Raw genomic sequence first — 16,324 nt, forward strand, 5'->3', positions numbered from 1 at the left:
TACATTATTTTAAGCAATTTCATGTGTTACAACTTAATAGGAATTTAAATTTTATTATTAAATTTTTTAATCATTTACACGAAAATTAATTTTATAAAGAACATACTCTATACTCTTATTTTTTTTTCAAGAACTCAAAAAAGCGGAAAATCCCAGATTTAAAAATCTGAGTTTCCGCTTTTGTCATTTCAAGGATGGACTATTGTCTCAGCCTCTTCTAATTTATTCTTAAGATATTTTTACTTTCTCTGCAGGTACTGATACTTCTTTTTGTTCTTTCCGACCTTTCAACTTATACTTCATTAATCTCATGCCATTGAAAATTACCACCAAGATACTACCTTCATGAACCAACATTCCGATAGACATATTCATCCATTCGCTGAAGAAGACGCTGGTCAACAAGACCAACACTACTCCAACTGAAATCACGATATTTTGTTTCATATTATTTGCGGTGGCTTTTACTAATCCTAATGCGTGGGGCAAGTTGCTGAAGTTCGAGTTCATTAAAACGACATCGGATGTTTTAATCGCTACGTCCGTTCCGCTTCCCATTGCAATCCCGATATCTGCTAGCGCCAAGGACGGGCTGTCATTGACACCGTCCCCGACAAAGGCGACCGTGTGCCCTTTTTGCTGGAGTTTTTCAATATAAGCCGCTTTGTCTTCCGGCAGCATATGCCCGTGCGCTTCGGTGAGGTTCAGTTCACGCGCAATCCGGTCCACTGTGCCTTGGTTGTCGCCGGAAAGAACCACTAAATCTTTCACGCCTAAATTCTTCAATTCCTGCAAGTCTTGTTTCACTCCTGGACGGATTTGGTCGCGGATTCCCATCAGAATTTTCAATTCCCCGTCGACTGCTGTCAATACTAAGGAGTTCCCATTTTTCTCGAATTGTTTGACGTCTTTCTGCGCTTTTTTACTCAACTGCACATTTTCTTTTTCCATCAACGCCACATTTCCAACCGCGATGCGGTGTCCGTCCACTTGAGCGACAATGCCGCCGCCTTTGACGACGTCTGTGTCTTCTACCGGGAACAGTTCTACCTTGCCGGTATGCTGGAGGACGGCCTTGGCTAGTGGATGGTCTGATTCAGTCTCCACGCTGGCTAAATAACTGTAGGCTTTTTCTACATTGTCTCCGTACACTTCTGTTTCCGCGACTTCAGGATTACCGACAGTCAGCGTTCCTGTTTTGTCGAACACAATCGTATCAACTTTGCTGAAGTCATTGATGACTTCGCTTCCTTTCAAAAGAACTCCATTGCGTGCACCGTTTCCGATTCCGGCTACGTTGGAGACCGGAACCCCAATGACCAATGCACCTGGACAGCCTAGGACTAAGATCGTAATCGCCAATTCAACGTTTTGGGTCATTGCCCAGACAATGAATGCCAGAACCAAAACAGTTGGGGTATACCATTTAGAAAAGCGGTCAATAAAGCGCTCTGCTTCTGATTTAGAATCTTGCGCTTCTTCCACAAGTTCAATGATTTTACCGAATGTGGTGTCTTCTCCGACTTTGTCTGCCCGAATCTGAATGGTGCCATTTTCCAATATCGTACCGGCAAAGACTTCACTGCCTTCTGTTTTTGTGACAGGAACGGATTCTCCTGTGATACTGGCTTCGTTGATATACCCTTCGCCTGTCAGAACGGTTCCATCTACTGGAACTTTCGCACCAGTTTTGACAAGCAGAACATCTCCTTCATCTACATCATCTACATCCACTTCTTCAAATTCTCCGTCTTCTGTTTGGACCAAGGCACTTTCTGGCGCCATGTCGGTTAATTCTTTGATTGCTGAACGTGTCTGGTTCAATGTACGCTGTTCCAAATAATGTCCGAACAAGAACAAGAACGTAACGATAGCCGATTCTTCATAATTTTGAATAAAAAGCGCACCAATCGCTGCAATACTGACTAAGACATCAATACTGATGACTTTGACTTTCATTGCTTGAAACGCTTGAATGGCAATTGGCGTAATCCCAAAGACAGAGGCGATGATCAAAGACCACTCTGAAAGTCCTACGTTTTCTAAAACAAAGTGACTGAAGAAACCGAGTACGATTAACAATCCACTGATGACGGTGATAACATTTTTCTTGCTTAATATATATTGTTGCATGCTTTTTCCCTCCAAATTTAATTTCTCTTTTATTGATAAACACAGTATAAGATAATTGCCTAAGTAATTAATTGACTGACATCAAGTTTAGAAAGTTCTCTTTTATCGTTTCTAAGCACCTCGAATCGGATTGCAACAAAAAAAGCAATCCTGGAAAAATAGCTTTTCTTCCAGAATCGCCTAGTTCATTTAATCTGTTAAGCGGCCTTGACTTTTGCTTTAAGGACCGGATAGCCTACGTTTTCGATAGCTTTTTGAATCTCTTCAATCGAAGTGACAGCTGAATCAAAATTGGCTTTGACTTTGCTGGAGTTGAATAATACTTTAATGCTGTCTTTATCAACACCGTTAACTGATTTTACGGCACCTTCAATTTTTTGCATACAACTTGGACAAGACAACGTTTCTAATTGCAATATAGCTTTTTCCATAATTCCTATCTCCTTTATGTGTTTTTATTTTATCGGCAGCAGATTAATGAACACTGCCTTTTCCTCTTTACAACTGTAATATAGCTCACTTTTAGCAAACGAAAATTGACGCATATCAAGTTTTGCACTTCTTTTTATCTTTTTGCTCAATTCACCATCTTAATAGTCTTTTTCTGCCCCTTATTGCCATCAGAATAATAAGAAATTGGTGGATAATTTTGTCTGCGTATAAACCATACTACAATCGCGCCAATAAACAGGGCCAGAGACAAGGCTTGCGAAACGCGGATCCACTCGCCAATCCATAAACTGTCCGTTCGCATACCTTCAATGAAGAACCGACCCACTGAGTACCACAAAACGTAACTCAAAGCGACTTCTCCTTGACGCAAAAGCTGTTTTCGGTTCCGTATAGTGACGATGAGGACAAAGCCCAACAAACTCCACAATGACTCGTATAAAAAAGTCGGATGGTAGTAGGTACCATTGATATTCATTTGTTCAATGATAAATTCAGGTAAATAAAGATTTTCCAAGAATTGACGAGTAACCGGTCCACCATGAGCTTCCTGATTCATAAAATTGCCCCAACGACCAATGGACTGGGCTAACAATACATTGGGCGCTAAAATATCAAGAACGAGTGCCAAAGAAGTACCTTTTTTCTTTGCATACCAATATAGCGTACCCCCTCCTGCAATCAATCCCCCATAAATCGCAATGCCGCCATTCCAAATCGCAAGGATTTGTCCTGGATTTTGCAGATAATAACCAAGTTCAAATAACACATAATAAAGCCGAGCGCCGAGGAGTCCAATCGGAATTGCCCATAAGGCCATATCGATAATGGTATCCTCTTCCAGTCCTTTTTTCTTTGCTTCCTTGGTGCTCAACTGGAGAGCCGCTAATATGCCCGCTGCAATAATGACTCCATACCAATGAATCACAACAGAACCAATCTCCACCACATGGGGATTCAAAACGCCTAATACTAATCCCATTCTATTTGCTCCATTTCTTCAATTTTTCGCGTCATTCTAGTCATGGTGATGCTGAACAAGATTCCGGCTAAGCTCCATGGAAACCAAACAGTGAATACACTTTTATCTCCCTGGTCACTCGCTTCGTAATACGCCACTTTTCCGTGTACGATTACGCCGGCTCCTTTTACAACTTCCTCTTCTTTTTCCATAGCTAACCTATCTGCCTCAACAACGTTAGACGTTTTTGCTTCGCCGCCAATCGTGTTCTTGGTGAAAGGGACGACAAAGAATGCACCCGCTGCTGACAACGTGATGGCAACTATCACCCAAAAACAATGCACATTCACCCCTACTTATTTTTACGTTTTGTTCGACAACCCTATCTTAAAGAAAAATAAAACAAAAAAACTTGAGGGTTATCATGTTTGTGCTTTTATTTTTCCAATGAATGAAGGTCGTTCTGTCTTAAAAAAGCCAAAAACGGACAGATGGAAGCAAAAGCACTGAGTTCTGTCCCGTTGTTAATGAAGAGCGACAGAACACCAACGTGTAGAAAAAAGTGTGTCCGATTATTCGCTGTAAAGCAATAAATCATCTAAATCCTGAATCTTGATCCTTTTCCCAGACAGCTGTTGAATCAATCCCTCGTCCTCCAATTCTCCAAATTTGCGACTGATGGTCTCAGGTGTCGTTCCTAAATAGGAAGCAATGTCCTTTTTTGCCATCGGCAGGGTGATGGTGGGAGAGTTGCCCATTTCAGGTTCCACATTTTCTGCCAAAAACAAAACTAAACGGGTAATGACACTCTCCACGGCTACTTGTGTCGTTTGACGTTCTGAACTTTCTAACCGTTTAGACATTTCCGCCAATAGTTTTAAAGAAATAGCTGGGTATTGTTCCAGAAAATCTTGGACATCTTTTTGCTGAATCATACAGACAACGGTATCTCGGGTTGCTTCGGCATATTCCTCGTGTACTGCATCCGGGTTGAACAAGGTCCATTCTCCGGTGAAATCACCAGGGTTCAAGATCCGCACTAGCTGCTCTTTGCCAGAGTCTGCCAATCGATAAATACGGATTTTCCCACGATTGATAATATATAAAGTATCCTCTTTTTCTTGTGAACGAAACAGAAACTCTCCTTTTTGATACTGTTTCGTGTGGGCTTTTTCAGCAATGTAATTCATCGCGCTATCCTCTAAGTGATTGAATATTGGAACCAAGCGGATACAGGCTGCGTGGTCGCCAATTTCATGATGGGTATGTTTAGTCAATTCATTCTCCCCCTTTATTTATTTTGTTTATATTCGCTGCTTTTATTATATAAGTCTCTTACTACAAAAAAATTGATGCACATCAAGAAAATGGAAAAAGGACTGGAAAGAATTCCAATCCCTAAATCAGCTTCTACTTTTACCTTAATCTTCATCCTCATCAAGAGCGTCATCATCTTCTAATGCTTCTTTACCAATGAACGCTTGCAGCATCCAAATGTTCTTGTCTAAGTCATTTTTAAAAGCAATCAATGTATCTTCTAAAGCATCGTCACCCTCGTCTTGAGCTAAACGAATCGCGCGAATAGTTAGGTCACGAGTGCTTCTGAAGTCCTCGATAATATTTTCAACCATGTCTTCTGCTTTAGCGTATTTATTAACTGCATCTTCCGAAAGCATCGAATATTTTTCAAATTCAACCGTTGTCGAAGCAGGTTTATGCCCAGAAGTAATTAGACGCTCCGCAAGTTTGTCGAACCATTTTTCATTTTCGTTATACAACTCTTCAAATTTTTCATGCAACGTAAAGAAATTGGCTCCTTTTACATACCAGTGATATTGGTGCAGTTTCACATGTAATGTATGCATGTTGCCTAAAAGATGATCCGCAATGGCCGCTGCATTAATTTTCGTATGATGAACATGTTCCTTGTGTTCTTGTTCTTCTTGCAATCTTTCTTGGGGTGTTCTTTCTTGAGTAGCTTTATTTTCAGTCATGATTTATTCCTCCTATAATTTTGGTTTGTTTAAAATAGCTTTCTTTGATTCCTCCTTTTTCTTTACTGAATTTAGTATAGGATAGATTTCCGTTAAAAAAATTGACGCTCATCAAGAAAAGTATTTCTTAATAGACGACAGGCTTCTCTATTAAATTCAACTGAAATAATCAAAGGAATGAAGTCGTTCCCTCCAAACAAAAATTTCATTAAAGTAGGGCCTAAAAAAAGAATAGCAACTATACTTTGTCAAGAGACCTGACTGCTATTTTTTTGCTTGTTATTCTTCAATTACCAAATGTCTTACCTTGCAGTATATTTAATACTCTTTCTCACTAGTGTTGCATGCAACACTAGTGAGAAAGAGCATTAATAAGATTAACCTAGAAGAATAACTTTACTTTATTTATGTCACACCATAAATAAAAATTGAAAAGAATTTTTTTATTTATTTTTAGTAGATCGATTAATAGGAGTTTTAGCTTGGGAGCGTCAATAATTTTGTGTAAATGGTTCTTCCCTACTGTAGATTGTTTCTAATTCTCCATCGGTTGACTCAGCATTTGTTCGAGCTCGCCTTCGGCCTGTTGGAAACCTTTATGACTGCGACCTAGGAATTTTTGGTTGTAAGTATCAAAAGACGAGACTAAGAAACGTTCCATCGACTCTTCATTTTGGAACTGTTCTTTGCGGTGGCTGTATTTCTTGATTTGTTTATTGAAAGATTCGATTAAATTAGTTGAGTAAATGCTTCGGCGGATACCAGGCGGAAACTCATAAAAAGTCAATAAATCTTGATTTTTTATCAGTGACTGCGTCACTTTAGGATAAGTTTTCTGCCACTTCTCAATCATACTCCCTAAAAAGGTATTTGCCTCTTCCTTTGAGCTAGCTTGATAAACAGCCTTAAAATCATCACAAATTTCTTTTCGATCTTTGACACATACTTTGTGAACAATATTACGGGAAACGTGCACACAGCAATGTTGAAAACGGGCTTTGGGGTAGAACCGACTAATCGCTCCTACCATCCCCTTTAAGCCATCCGTGATGAACAGGAGGACATTTTTCAAACCGCGCTCTTGAAGGTCCAATAAAATTTCCTCCCAAATCGTGATGGATTCAGTCGGTGCAATCGCATAGCTCAATACTTCCTTTGATCCGTCCGGGCGAATGCCAACTGCGATATGAATAGCTTCCTTGGCGACGGTTTTCCGCTTTAACGGAATATACGTTGCGTCCATATAAATAGCAGCATAACGGTCATGAAGCTCCCGCCCTTTAAACGCCGTTACCTCTTCTGTAAATGATTTTGTTATATTGGACATGGTTTGGGGCGTGTAGTGATGCCCATACATTTTCTCAATCAAGTCTGCGATTTCCGACATGGTAATACCTTTTCGGAAGAGGTGAATGACGGTCTCCTCTAACGTGTCATTCGTCCGTCTATAAGCAGGAACAGTCTGTTGCTTGAACTCACCATTGCGGTCGCGCGGAATCTGGAGATGAAGTTCCCCGTACTCGGTCTTGACTGTACGGTCATAGGAGCCGTTACGAGAATTACCCGTGTTAAAACCAATGCGATCGTACTTTTCGTAATCGAGGAAAGCCGTTAACTCCGTTTTGAGAAGCGTATTGACAGCTTTTTCCAAATGGACACGGAATAATTCATTCAAATCGCCTTTGTTCGCTAGAGTCTTTAGAATTTCTGTAGTAAAATCGTTCATATGGAAGTCCTCTTTTCTGTGAATGTGTTGTGGTAACTCTATTCTACACAAGGGACTTCCTTTTTTCTATTTACACAAAATATTTTGTTATCACTGTTGAATCATCATTTATAAGTGAACGTAAAAGATAATAGATACCCAAAAACAGAAAGAAAAATAACGGTAATACATGGAGTAAAACAAACGGAGTTTCAAAAATGAACGCTTTCCAAAACCACATACCCTCCATTTCCCATAAACCTTGGGTAAAATACCATGATTTAAAGTTCAATATCTTATCCAAATTCCAAGAATTACTACTAAAAAAAATAAAGAAATACAATAAAAATAGAGTTCCATAAGTATAACCATATTTTACATATCTTTTCTTTACACTTTCTTGAGAATCAGTGTCAGAAAATATGTCCCTTGTTACATCAGGATATTCTTGCTGAAAATACTGAGCGCCACCAGAACGACTTCCCTTTATTAGTTTCCAACCACTATCAGAAAACAATGTTACATAATCTTCATATTTTATTTTTCCCATACTTTTTTCTCTAAAATCAAGGCGCACATAAGGAATAAACGTTTCTTTACTAGCCAATTTTTCAAAAGTATATATAGGCACCACTGAACTAACCTATAACCTTCTTCTTGTATAGAATTAATCCATTCTTCTTCTTTTTTTAAGGATAAGAAAATTCTAAATTTTTTCATGTTATCTCCTCCTAATATCCAAAATCAGAAGATAGCTTAATCAAACTTCCTAGACGTTCTATTTCTAGTCTTAAAACTTCTTCTCCCAGATCAGTAATTTTGTAAACTCTTCTTCTTTTTTCCCTACTTGGAATTTCTTCTATCCAATTAAGTTTAAGTAAATTTTCAATCGCTCCGTACATAGTTCCAGCAGCTACCTTAACTGATCCCTCGCTTAACTTATCAATTTCTTGAATAATAGCATATCCATGAGCAGGTGTAGTTAAAACTAGCAGAATATAAAAAGTTGTTTCAGTTAAAGGTAAATATGGATTTCTAATCATATAAAGACACTCCTCTTAATATACAGTTCCATTATATAAAGCTTAACTATATACATAGTATATGAATTGACAGACATCGGTACGCCAATCGTCAAACAGCATAATGGTATCAATGAGATCACCTTATATTATGACTTGCCGCTCTTCTTTTATTTCATCATCGGGTTGACCTTCATTGGTTGGCTGATTTTATTCATCATGTTTATTAGAAGTCGGATACATTCATAAAAAAATGAGGTCGAGACAAAAATCGTTTATGAGAAATTAGAGAAAAAACGAACAATACATTTTTTGTATTGCTCGTTTTTTTTAAATTTCCGAAAAACCTGCCTTTCGGACGTCGTTTATTTGAGAGAGGTTAGGACAGAAGTGTTTAACTCTGAGAAATAAGAAGAAATGAACGAAAATTGCTTTTCAAATTTTTGTTCATTTCGGCTTATTTAAGAAGGAGTTGCTTCTGCTCCCGTCGTTTATTCGAGAGTCTGTAGCAAACCTGGTTTTTAGATTTGTCCCATATTCTTATTGTGACAATATTCCTTCGTTTCTCTTCACTCCAACGTGACTGCTACCCCATAATGATCACTGACAATCGGGCCATTTTCCCCGTCAAAAATACGTTGATAACTTGTAACAAAGCAATCTTGTGGTACATAAATATAGTCGATACGTAGCCCCTCTTTATTGTTTTCCCAGCCATCGATTCTCTTTTCGATCGTTGCTTCAGCTTGTTTTTTTTGCGCGATTGGATAAGCATCACGAATAGGCAACTGACTTTTTGCCACTAAATCGTACCCGCTGCCTTCAGCAGGATTGTTGAAATCCCCTAATAGATACAGTGGTGTTGTAAGAGGCGCTAAACTTGCTTCTAATTCTTTCCACTCAAATGCAAATCCGCTTTTTTCATCTACCCACCAAGAAAAATGACAACTTGCTACAGTAATACATTGTGTTTTGACAGAGGTTTGACCTACTAATATTTTTCGAGTATGGTAATCCTCTTTTTCTTTTGTTTCGGAGACTAGGTGCGTTTGACTAGTTAGTGGTTGTTTGGAAAGAAGCGCATTGCCTTCCTCATAGATAGCATAGCCGATATGACTCATTTCCCAACTCCAATAGTAAGTTTCACCTTGTTCTGCTAAGAGCTGGATCAAGCAATAGGCAAAGTTATCCGAGCGGACAGGCGTTTGTTCCTGCACCTGACTAAAATTCTTCAGCTGCTCACTGGTTAGTCCTTTTGCGTCCATCGTTTGATTGACTTCTTGCAATGCGATCACATCATATTGTTCATGACAGATTTTTTGAGCGATCTGTTTTAATTTTTCTTGTGGTTCCTCTTCTAACCAGCTATGCGTATTCAACGTCATTATTTTCATATAATTCTCCTTCTTAATGGGATGGGTCGAAACATTGCTCCCACCTTCTGGATCCATATAGGTAAAGACCCCAAAGTAGTTTATTCAAAAAATAAGCCAATAATCCCTGAAATAGGAAAAGCAATTTCGGGATTATCGGCTTACTTCTAGGAGTTACACACATCGAACACATTCTTTCGATATGAAATACACACATGAACTTCTGTGATTCTTTACAAGTTTATTTTCCCGATCACTGTTCCTCGTTCAGTGTCTCCTAATTTATTGATGGTCAGCCCATTGACTTTGTCATCTGTAAAGACTACTATGATCGTCGTTTCTTTCCCTTCGTTCTTGATTGCATCTAGATTCATCTGAGCAATCGTTGTTCCTGCTACTACTTCTTGGCCTTCAGAAACTAAGATCTCAAACGCTGGCTGGCTCATATGAACAGTATCCAGTCCCATATGGATCAAAACTTCTGCTCCTTCTGCTGTTTGCATGCCAATTGCATGCTTGGTTGGGAAGACACTCACGATTTTACCAGAAAGTGGTGCCGTCACTTCTCCAGTGGCAGGAATGACAGCAAAGCCATCACCCATCATCTTTTGTGAAAAGACTGGATCATTCACATCTGTTAAAGCAATTACCTCACCAGTTGCTACAGTGAATAATTCTTTTTCGATACCTAAAACATGTTTCTCTTCATTCTTCTCATTTTTATTTGTTGCCTCAACTGTTGGCTCTGGAATATCAGCGCCTGATTGTAGTAAATCTTCAATATCCGATTTCAACACATCCGCTTTTGGTCCATACACGGCTTGCACACCTTTGTCCTTAACGATCAAGCCCATCGCTCCAGCACGTTTCCATTCTTCTTCTGAACCGACTTTCCCAGGATCCTCGACGCTGACACGTAAACGAGTCATACAAGCATCTACATCCTTGATGTTTTCTTTTCCACCTAACAAATGGATGATCTTAATGATTTGTTGATCTGCATTAGTTGCAGAACCTGACGGCGTTTCTTCACTGTCGTTATCATAGTTCCCATTACGTCCTGGTGTAGCATAATTGAATTTTTTGATCAAAAAGTTTGCCACAAAATACGTCAATACTCCAAATAATATGACACAGATAACAAAATTGAGCAAGTCGATACCTAATCCTGCTTTGATCGCTAATGGTGTACGTGTCAATAGTTCAATGTTCCCAAATGAATGGACACGTAAAGGTAGAATATCTGCCATTGCAAAAGCTGCCCCTTGGATCACAGAATAAACAATGTAAAGAGGTACAGCTGCAAACATGAACATGAACTCTAATGGTTCGGTTACACCTGTTAAGAAAACTGCAAGTGCTGCTGAAAAATACATTGATTTATATTTAGACTTTTTGTCTGGATCAACATTACGGTACATCGCTAGTGTTAATCCCATCAAGATACCGGAAGAACCAATCATTTGTCCCACTTTAAAACGAGCAGGTGTCCAGTTCGTCAATACGAATTCATATTGCGACATGTCGCCGGCGCCTTTCAAGTTGACCAAATCAGTCGCCCACGCCAACCATAAAGGATCTTGTCCAAATACTTGTGTTCCCGCTTGCGCACCAGATAATATCTCATAGGTACCACCCAGCTGCGTATAATTGATTGGGATCGTCAACATGTGATGTAAGCCAAATGGTAACAATAGACGTTCCAATGTACCATATAGGAATGGTGCTAAAATCGGAGCGCTTTCTTTTGACTCTGCAATCCACAATCCAAAGTTATTGATCCCTGCTTGGACATTCGGCCATACAATAGCAAGAATCAATGCAACAATCGTTGACCACAAAATAACTACAAAAGGAACAAATCTTTTTCCATTAAAGAACGATAATGCGTCAGGTAATTTACGATAATTGTAATATTTATTATAGGCCATCGCCCCAACGAACCCTGCAATAATCCCAACAAATACCCCCATATTTAGTGCTGGTGCTTCTAATACACTGGTAAAGAACCCTTTAACCATGATTTTCGTGCCAAACAAGGTATGCGTAAATGCGTCTTCATTTGCCAACATCTCATTAGTCACACCAAAAATTGCTCCTGTGATCCGATTGATCAATATAAATGAGATCCCCGCAGCGAATGCTCCCCCTGCTCGTTCTTTTGCCCAACTACCACCTATCGCTAGTGCAAATAAAAGATGTAAATTTCCGATAATTGCCCAACCAATATTTTCGATCACGCCACCCGTTGTAACTAAAGGTGCAAGATCAGGATTGATCAACGGAATCGATTTACCGATACTGATCATCAAACCTGCCGCTGGCATAACTGCCACAACGACCATTAAAGCCTTTCCAAATTTTTGCCAAAACTCAAAGCTAAATATTTTTTTCATTTCCTCGTCTCCTTTGTGCAATCGGTTTCGTTGTTAGTTATTATAGCGTGTATTTCTTTTTTTTGTAAATGCTTTATTTCGTATTTTTATGCTTTTTCTGTAAGTACCCAATCGTTCTTTATACATTATTTCTGTTCATATTATAGTAGTAAATATTGATACAATCGCTTTTGTTTTGTTTTTTCATCCACTTCAAAATTTAATTTCACTTTTCTAGTTGACTTACGCAATCGGTTGCGTTTATTATGGACGTATAAACGACAACGTCTAGGAGGAGAACAATGAAACAAATTAAACGGTTATTTCAGATCGACCCTTGGAAAATCAGCACGAATAAATTAGATAAAGAAAATTTACGCTTGCAAGAATCATTGACCAGTATCGGTAACGGATATATGGGTATGCGCGGAAATTTTGAAGAAGCATATTCTGGTGATCATCACCAAGGAACCTATTTAGCAGGTGTTTGGTACCCTGACAAAACACGTGTTGGCTGGTGGAAAAACGGCTATCCTGAATATTTTGGAAAAGTAATCAATGCAGTCGATTTTATCGCTATGGATCTTTTTATCGATGATCAGCTGATTGATCTAGCTACACTTACTACTGAAGATTTTTATTGGGAATTAAACATGAAAAACGGTGTTTTGACACGTAGTTATACAGTCACTACCTCATCAAACAAAGTTCGTCTTTCATTCGAGCGCTTTTTAAGTATTGTCAAAAATGAAGCCGCTTATATTCGCTTAACCATTGAAATGTTGGAAGGAAATGGAACTGTAAAAGTTATTTCTAAGCTAGATGGCAATGTCCAAAACGAAGACAGCAATTACGATGAACACTTTTGGAATGACATCGATCATGGCGTCAAGGAAGAAATAGCGTACTTAACGACTAAAACGATCCCGAATAATTTTGAGATCGAACAATTTACAGTGACCGCTGGGATGCGCCACTACGTTGATGGAAAATTATATACGCCAAGCTACCAAGAGGGCACCTTAGCAATCGAAGGTTCATTCACCTTTGACTTAAATGAAAATGAAACACTTCTTATCGACAAAGAAGTATTGATTTTCACAAGCCGAGATATCCCTGAAGCGCAACAAGCGACACATCTCTTTAAAGAATTCAACGAATTGAACGTTCACTATCCCCAAGCAAAAGAGGAGCAAACAGCCGCTTGGTCTAAACGATGGGAATTGGCAGATGTAGTCATTGAAGGAGACGATGAAGCACAACAAGGAATCCGTTTCAACCTCTTCCAGCTATTTTCTACTTATTATGGCGAAGATGAACGTTTGAATATTGGACCAAAAGGCTTCACTGGCGAAAAATATGGTGGTGCAACTTACTGGGATACTGAAGCCTATGCAGTGCCTCTGTACCTCGCTTTAGCGAAACCTGAAGTCACTAAGAATCTCTTGAAGTACCGCCATAACCAATTGCCACAAGCAATCCATAATGCACAACAGCAAGGGCTAAAGGGCGCGTTATATCCAATGGTCACTTTCACAGGTGTCGAATGCCACAATGAATGGGAAATCACCTTTGAAGAAATCCATCGAAATGGCGCAATTGCCTACGCTATTTATAATTATACTAACTACACTGGCGACATCGACTATTTAAAAAATGAAGGTTTAGAAGTCTTAGCAGAAATCGCTCGCTTTTGGGCAGACCGAGTCCATTTTTCTAAACGAAACAATCAATATATGATCCACGGGGTTACAGGACCGAACGAATATGAGAATAATATCAACAACAATTGGTACACGAATACGATTGCTTGTTGGGTACTACGTTACACACGAGAAAATTATTTGAAGTTCAAAGAAGAGAGCACTGCTAAAATCAGCGACGATGAATTGGCACATTGGCAAGAAATTGCTGAAAATATGTACTTCCCAGTAGATGAAGAATTAGGGATTTTTGTTCAACACGATACTTTCTTAGACAAAGATCTCAAACCAGTAGCGGAACTATCCGCAAGTGAATTGCCATTGAATCAGCATTGGTCATGGGACAAGATCCTTCGTTCTTGCTTCATTAAACAAGCAGACGTTTTACAAGGTATCTACTTCTTCAATGATTCATTTACAAAAGAAGAAAAACAACGCAACTTTGATTTTTACGAGCCAATGACTGTCCATGAGTCTTCCCTATCTCCTAGTATCCATGCTATTTTAGCTGCTGAACTAGGCATGGAAGATAAAGCCGTTGAAATGTATCAACGCACTGCTCGTTTAGATTTAGATAACTATAACAATGATACAGAGGATGGCTTACACATCACTTCAATGACTGGAAGTTGGCTTGCTATCGTACAAGGATTCGCGCAAATGAAGACAGATCATGAACAATTAAGATTTGCACCATTCTTGCCTAAAACATGGTCTGCTTATTCATTCCATATCAATTATCGCGACCGCTTGTTATTTGTCGCCGTTTCAAATGAACAGGTAACATTGAACCTCTTATCTGGCGAAGCATTACCGCTAGAAGTCTACGAAAAAGCGTATGTCCTTACTGATCATTTGACTATTCCATTACGAGAAGGTGAAGCGAATGTTTAAAGGTGTATTATTCGACTTAGATGGGGTCATTACAGATACCGCTGAATTCCATTACCGTGCTTGGAAAAAGCTAGGTGATGAGATCGGTATTCCCTTAGATCGGTCATTCAACGAACAATTGAAGGGTGTAAGCAGAGAAGATTCTCTGACTCTCCTTCTTGCTCACGGAAAAAAAGAAGAGCAATTCTCAAAAACAGAATTTCTCGAATTAGCGAAAAGAAAAAATGATTATTATCTTGAAATGATCCAATCGATCACACCAAAAGATGTTTTTCCAGGGATTTTAGAATTATTAAAAGACTTACGGGCAAACAATATCAAGATTTCACTAGCATCTGCAAGCAAAAATGGCCCTTTCCTACTTGCCAAGATGGGTCTAGAAAGCTACTTTGATGCGATTGCTGATCCGGCAAAAGTCGCTAATGGAAAGCCTGCACCAGATATTTTTCTACTTGCTGCGAAAGAAATCGGTTTGACCCCTCGTGACTGCATCGGAATCGAGGATGCAAAAGCTGGAATCGCTGCGATCATTGCTAGTGGTGCGCAACCTATCGGCGTAGGACGTTCAGAAGATCTTGGGGAGGATATTCCAATCGTACCTGATACAGCTTCATTGACTTTCGATTACTTGAAAAAAACGTGGCAGCCAAATGCCTGAACCTTCTATTTCAGTGACTCCTATCCCCAACACTGAATTAAAAAAAATCACATTGAAGAACGACGAATTGACCGTCGTTCTTCTAAATTATGGCGCTAGACTTCACCAAATCTTTGCTCCAGATAACAAAGGACATTTAGAAAACGTCTTACTTTCTTATGATGAACTTTCAGATGTTTTAACCGATGAAAGTTTCTTTGGAGCCACAGTCGGTCCCGTAGCAGGCAGAATCCGAAATGCTACATGGGGAAATCATCAACTTGAAAAAAACGCTGGCAACCACCATATCCACGGAGGAACAAATGGATGGTCTTTCCAATATTGGGATGTCGAAGTGTTCAAAAATCCACAGTCGATCGGCGTTGTCTTTTATTTACAAGACACTTTTTCCGATTATCCTGGTCCTATCACAGCAACGATCACGTATCAGCTAACTGCGAATAGCCTGGAAATGATCACAAAAACGAACAGTCCCGTCGAGACGATCTGCAATCCAACCAATCATGCCTATTTCAACCTTTCTGGGAATGGTAAACGCGACATTGATACACATGAACTGGCTGTCCAAGCAGAAAGTCTATTGGTATTAGATGAAGATAAACTACCAACAGGCGAACAAATCACTCAAGCGGATTTACCGATCAATTTCAAGAAACCACATACAATCGAAGAAATTCTCAACGCTTATCCAGAAGGACTTGATGACGTTTTTGTTCTTACTACACCGAAACGTTCAAAAAAGGTGCTGTGTCTTTCAGAAAAACAATCTGGACGCCAGTTGTCTATAGCAACAACAAATAGAAGTGTGGTATTATTTTCTACGACTGGTTTTGAAGCTGATTTTATGATCAACGGGAAACATATGCATTCAAACTATGGTTTAGCCATCGAGCCACAAGAATTTCCGGATCTAGTCCATTTACCTGAACTCGGTTCGATCGCTTTGTACCCTGGTCAAGAAAAGGTCAACCATACGACCTATCAGTTTACTATTTTACCGAATGAACAGATAGCAAATACTCAATAGTTGCTTGTTTTGATTACGAATAGCTCAGA

Annotated in this window: 14 protein-coding genes and 1 pseudogene; 4 read left to right on the forward strand and 11 right to left on the reverse strand. The window is 39.2% G+C overall.

All coding sequences use genetic code 11. The annotated features are described in order from the left end of the window. Positions 1-228: 228 nt before the first annotated feature. The 9 genes and pseudogenes from A5849_RS13505 to A5849_RS13550 all read right to left on the reverse strand — a co-directional run bounded on the left by A5849_RS13505 (position 229) and on the right by A5849_RS13550 (position 8,286). Positions 229-2,133, reverse strand: coding sequence for a heavy metal translocating P-type ATPase (locus A5849_RS13505; protein WP_086310161.1), 1,905 nt, complete (start codon positions 2,131-2,133; stop codon positions 229-231). 197 nt (positions 2,134-2,330) lie between these two features. After that, positions 2,331-2,564, reverse strand: coding sequence for a heavy-metal-associated domain-containing protein (locus A5849_RS13510; protein WP_002292161.1), 234 nt, complete (start codon positions 2,562-2,564; stop codon positions 2,331-2,333). Positions 2,565-2,710: 146 nt separating this feature from the next. Continuing rightward, positions 2,711-3,565, reverse strand: a complete 855-nt coding sequence (gene lgt / locus A5849_RS13515; protein ID WP_002316705.1) for a prolipoprotein diacylglyceryl transferase — start codon at positions 3,563-3,565, stop codon at positions 2,711-2,713. Then, a complete protein-coding gene (locus tag A5849_RS13520) occupies positions 3,556-3,888 on the reverse strand; it encodes a hypothetical protein (protein WP_002333410.1) in 333 nt (110 codons plus the stop codon). Before A5849_RS13520 ends, lgt begins: the two co-directional genes overlap by 10 nt. Before the next feature lie 228 nt (positions 3,889-4,116). Beyond that, positions 4,117-4,821, reverse strand: a complete 705-nt coding sequence (locus A5849_RS13530; protein ID WP_002292156.1) for a Crp/Fnr family transcriptional regulator — start codon at positions 4,819-4,821, stop codon at positions 4,117-4,119. Positions 4,822-4,965: 144 nt separating this feature from the next. Beyond that, positions 4,966-5,538 carry a Dps family protein gene (locus A5849_RS13535; RefSeq protein WP_002292150.1) on the reverse strand — a complete coding sequence of 191 codons (573 nt, stop codon included), beginning with the start codon at positions 5,536-5,538 and terminating at the stop codon, positions 4,966-4,968. A 535-nt stretch (positions 5,539-6,073) separates the two neighbouring features. Next, on the reverse strand, positions 6,074-7,288 hold the full coding sequence (locus tag A5849_RS13540; protein ID WP_256924104.1) for an IS256 family transposase: 1,215 nt from the start codon (positions 7,286-7,288) through the stop codon (positions 6,074-6,076). Between the two features lie 46 nt (positions 7,289-7,334). Then, positions 7,335-7,963, reverse strand: a pseudogene (locus A5849_RS13545) (DUF2812 domain-containing protein). 11 nt (positions 7,964-7,974) lie between these two features. Further along, entirely contained in the window at positions 7,975-8,286 is a 312-nt protein-coding gene (locus A5849_RS13550) for a PadR family transcriptional regulator (protein ID WP_002291321.1), read from the reverse strand. A gap of 66 nt (positions 8,287-8,352) precedes the next feature. Between A5849_RS13550 and A5849_RS15000 the strand changes: the two genes are divergently transcribed. Beyond that, on the forward strand, positions 8,353-8,514 hold the full coding sequence (locus A5849_RS15000; RefSeq protein ID WP_002291320.1) for a hypothetical protein: 162 nt from the start codon (positions 8,353-8,355) through the stop codon (positions 8,512-8,514). Between the two features lie 320 nt (positions 8,515-8,834). On the opposite strand, the gene A5849_RS13555 is transcribed toward A5849_RS15000, so the two are convergent. Together A5849_RS13555 and A5849_RS13560 are read right to left on the reverse strand one after the other, a co-directional pair. Then, on the reverse strand, positions 8,835-9,659 hold the full coding sequence (locus A5849_RS13555) for an endonuclease/exonuclease/phosphatase family protein (RefSeq protein WP_002291317.1): 825 nt from the start codon (positions 9,657-9,659) through the stop codon (positions 8,835-8,837). 212 nt (positions 9,660-9,871) lie between these two features. Further along, on the reverse strand, positions 9,872-12,034 hold the full coding sequence (locus A5849_RS13560; protein WP_002291315.1) for a PTS transporter subunit IIBC: 2,163 nt from the start codon (positions 12,032-12,034) through the stop codon (positions 9,872-9,874). A 281-nt stretch (positions 12,035-12,315) separates the two neighbouring features. Here A5849_RS13560 and A5849_RS13565 point away from each other — a divergent pair, with 281 nt between their 5' ends. The 3 genes from A5849_RS13565 to A5849_RS13575 are packed head-to-tail and all read left to right on the forward strand — an operon-like array spanning position 12,316 to position 16,295. Beyond that, entirely contained in the window at positions 12,316-14,610 is a 2,295-nt protein-coding gene (locus tag A5849_RS13565; RefSeq protein ID WP_002329971.1) for a glycoside hydrolase family 65 protein, read from the forward strand. Beyond that, positions 14,603-15,268, forward strand: a complete 666-nt coding sequence (gene pgmB / locus A5849_RS13570) for a beta-phosphoglucomutase (RefSeq protein WP_002291307.1) — start codon at positions 14,603-14,605, stop codon at positions 15,266-15,268. Before A5849_RS13565 ends, pgmB begins: the two co-directional genes overlap by 8 nt. Further along, positions 15,261-16,295, forward strand: a complete 1,035-nt coding sequence (locus tag A5849_RS13575; RefSeq protein ID WP_002316717.1) for an aldose epimerase family protein — start codon at positions 15,261-15,263, stop codon at positions 16,293-16,295. Before pgmB ends, A5849_RS13575 begins: the two co-directional genes overlap by 8 nt. Positions 16,296-16,324: the final 29 nt, after the last annotated feature.

This window comes from Enterococcus sp. 10F3_DIV0382, from assembly GCF_002140245.1.
In the GTDB taxonomy this organism is placed as follows: Bacteria; Bacillota; Bacilli; order Lactobacillales; family Enterococcaceae; genus Enterococcus_B; species Enterococcus_B lactis.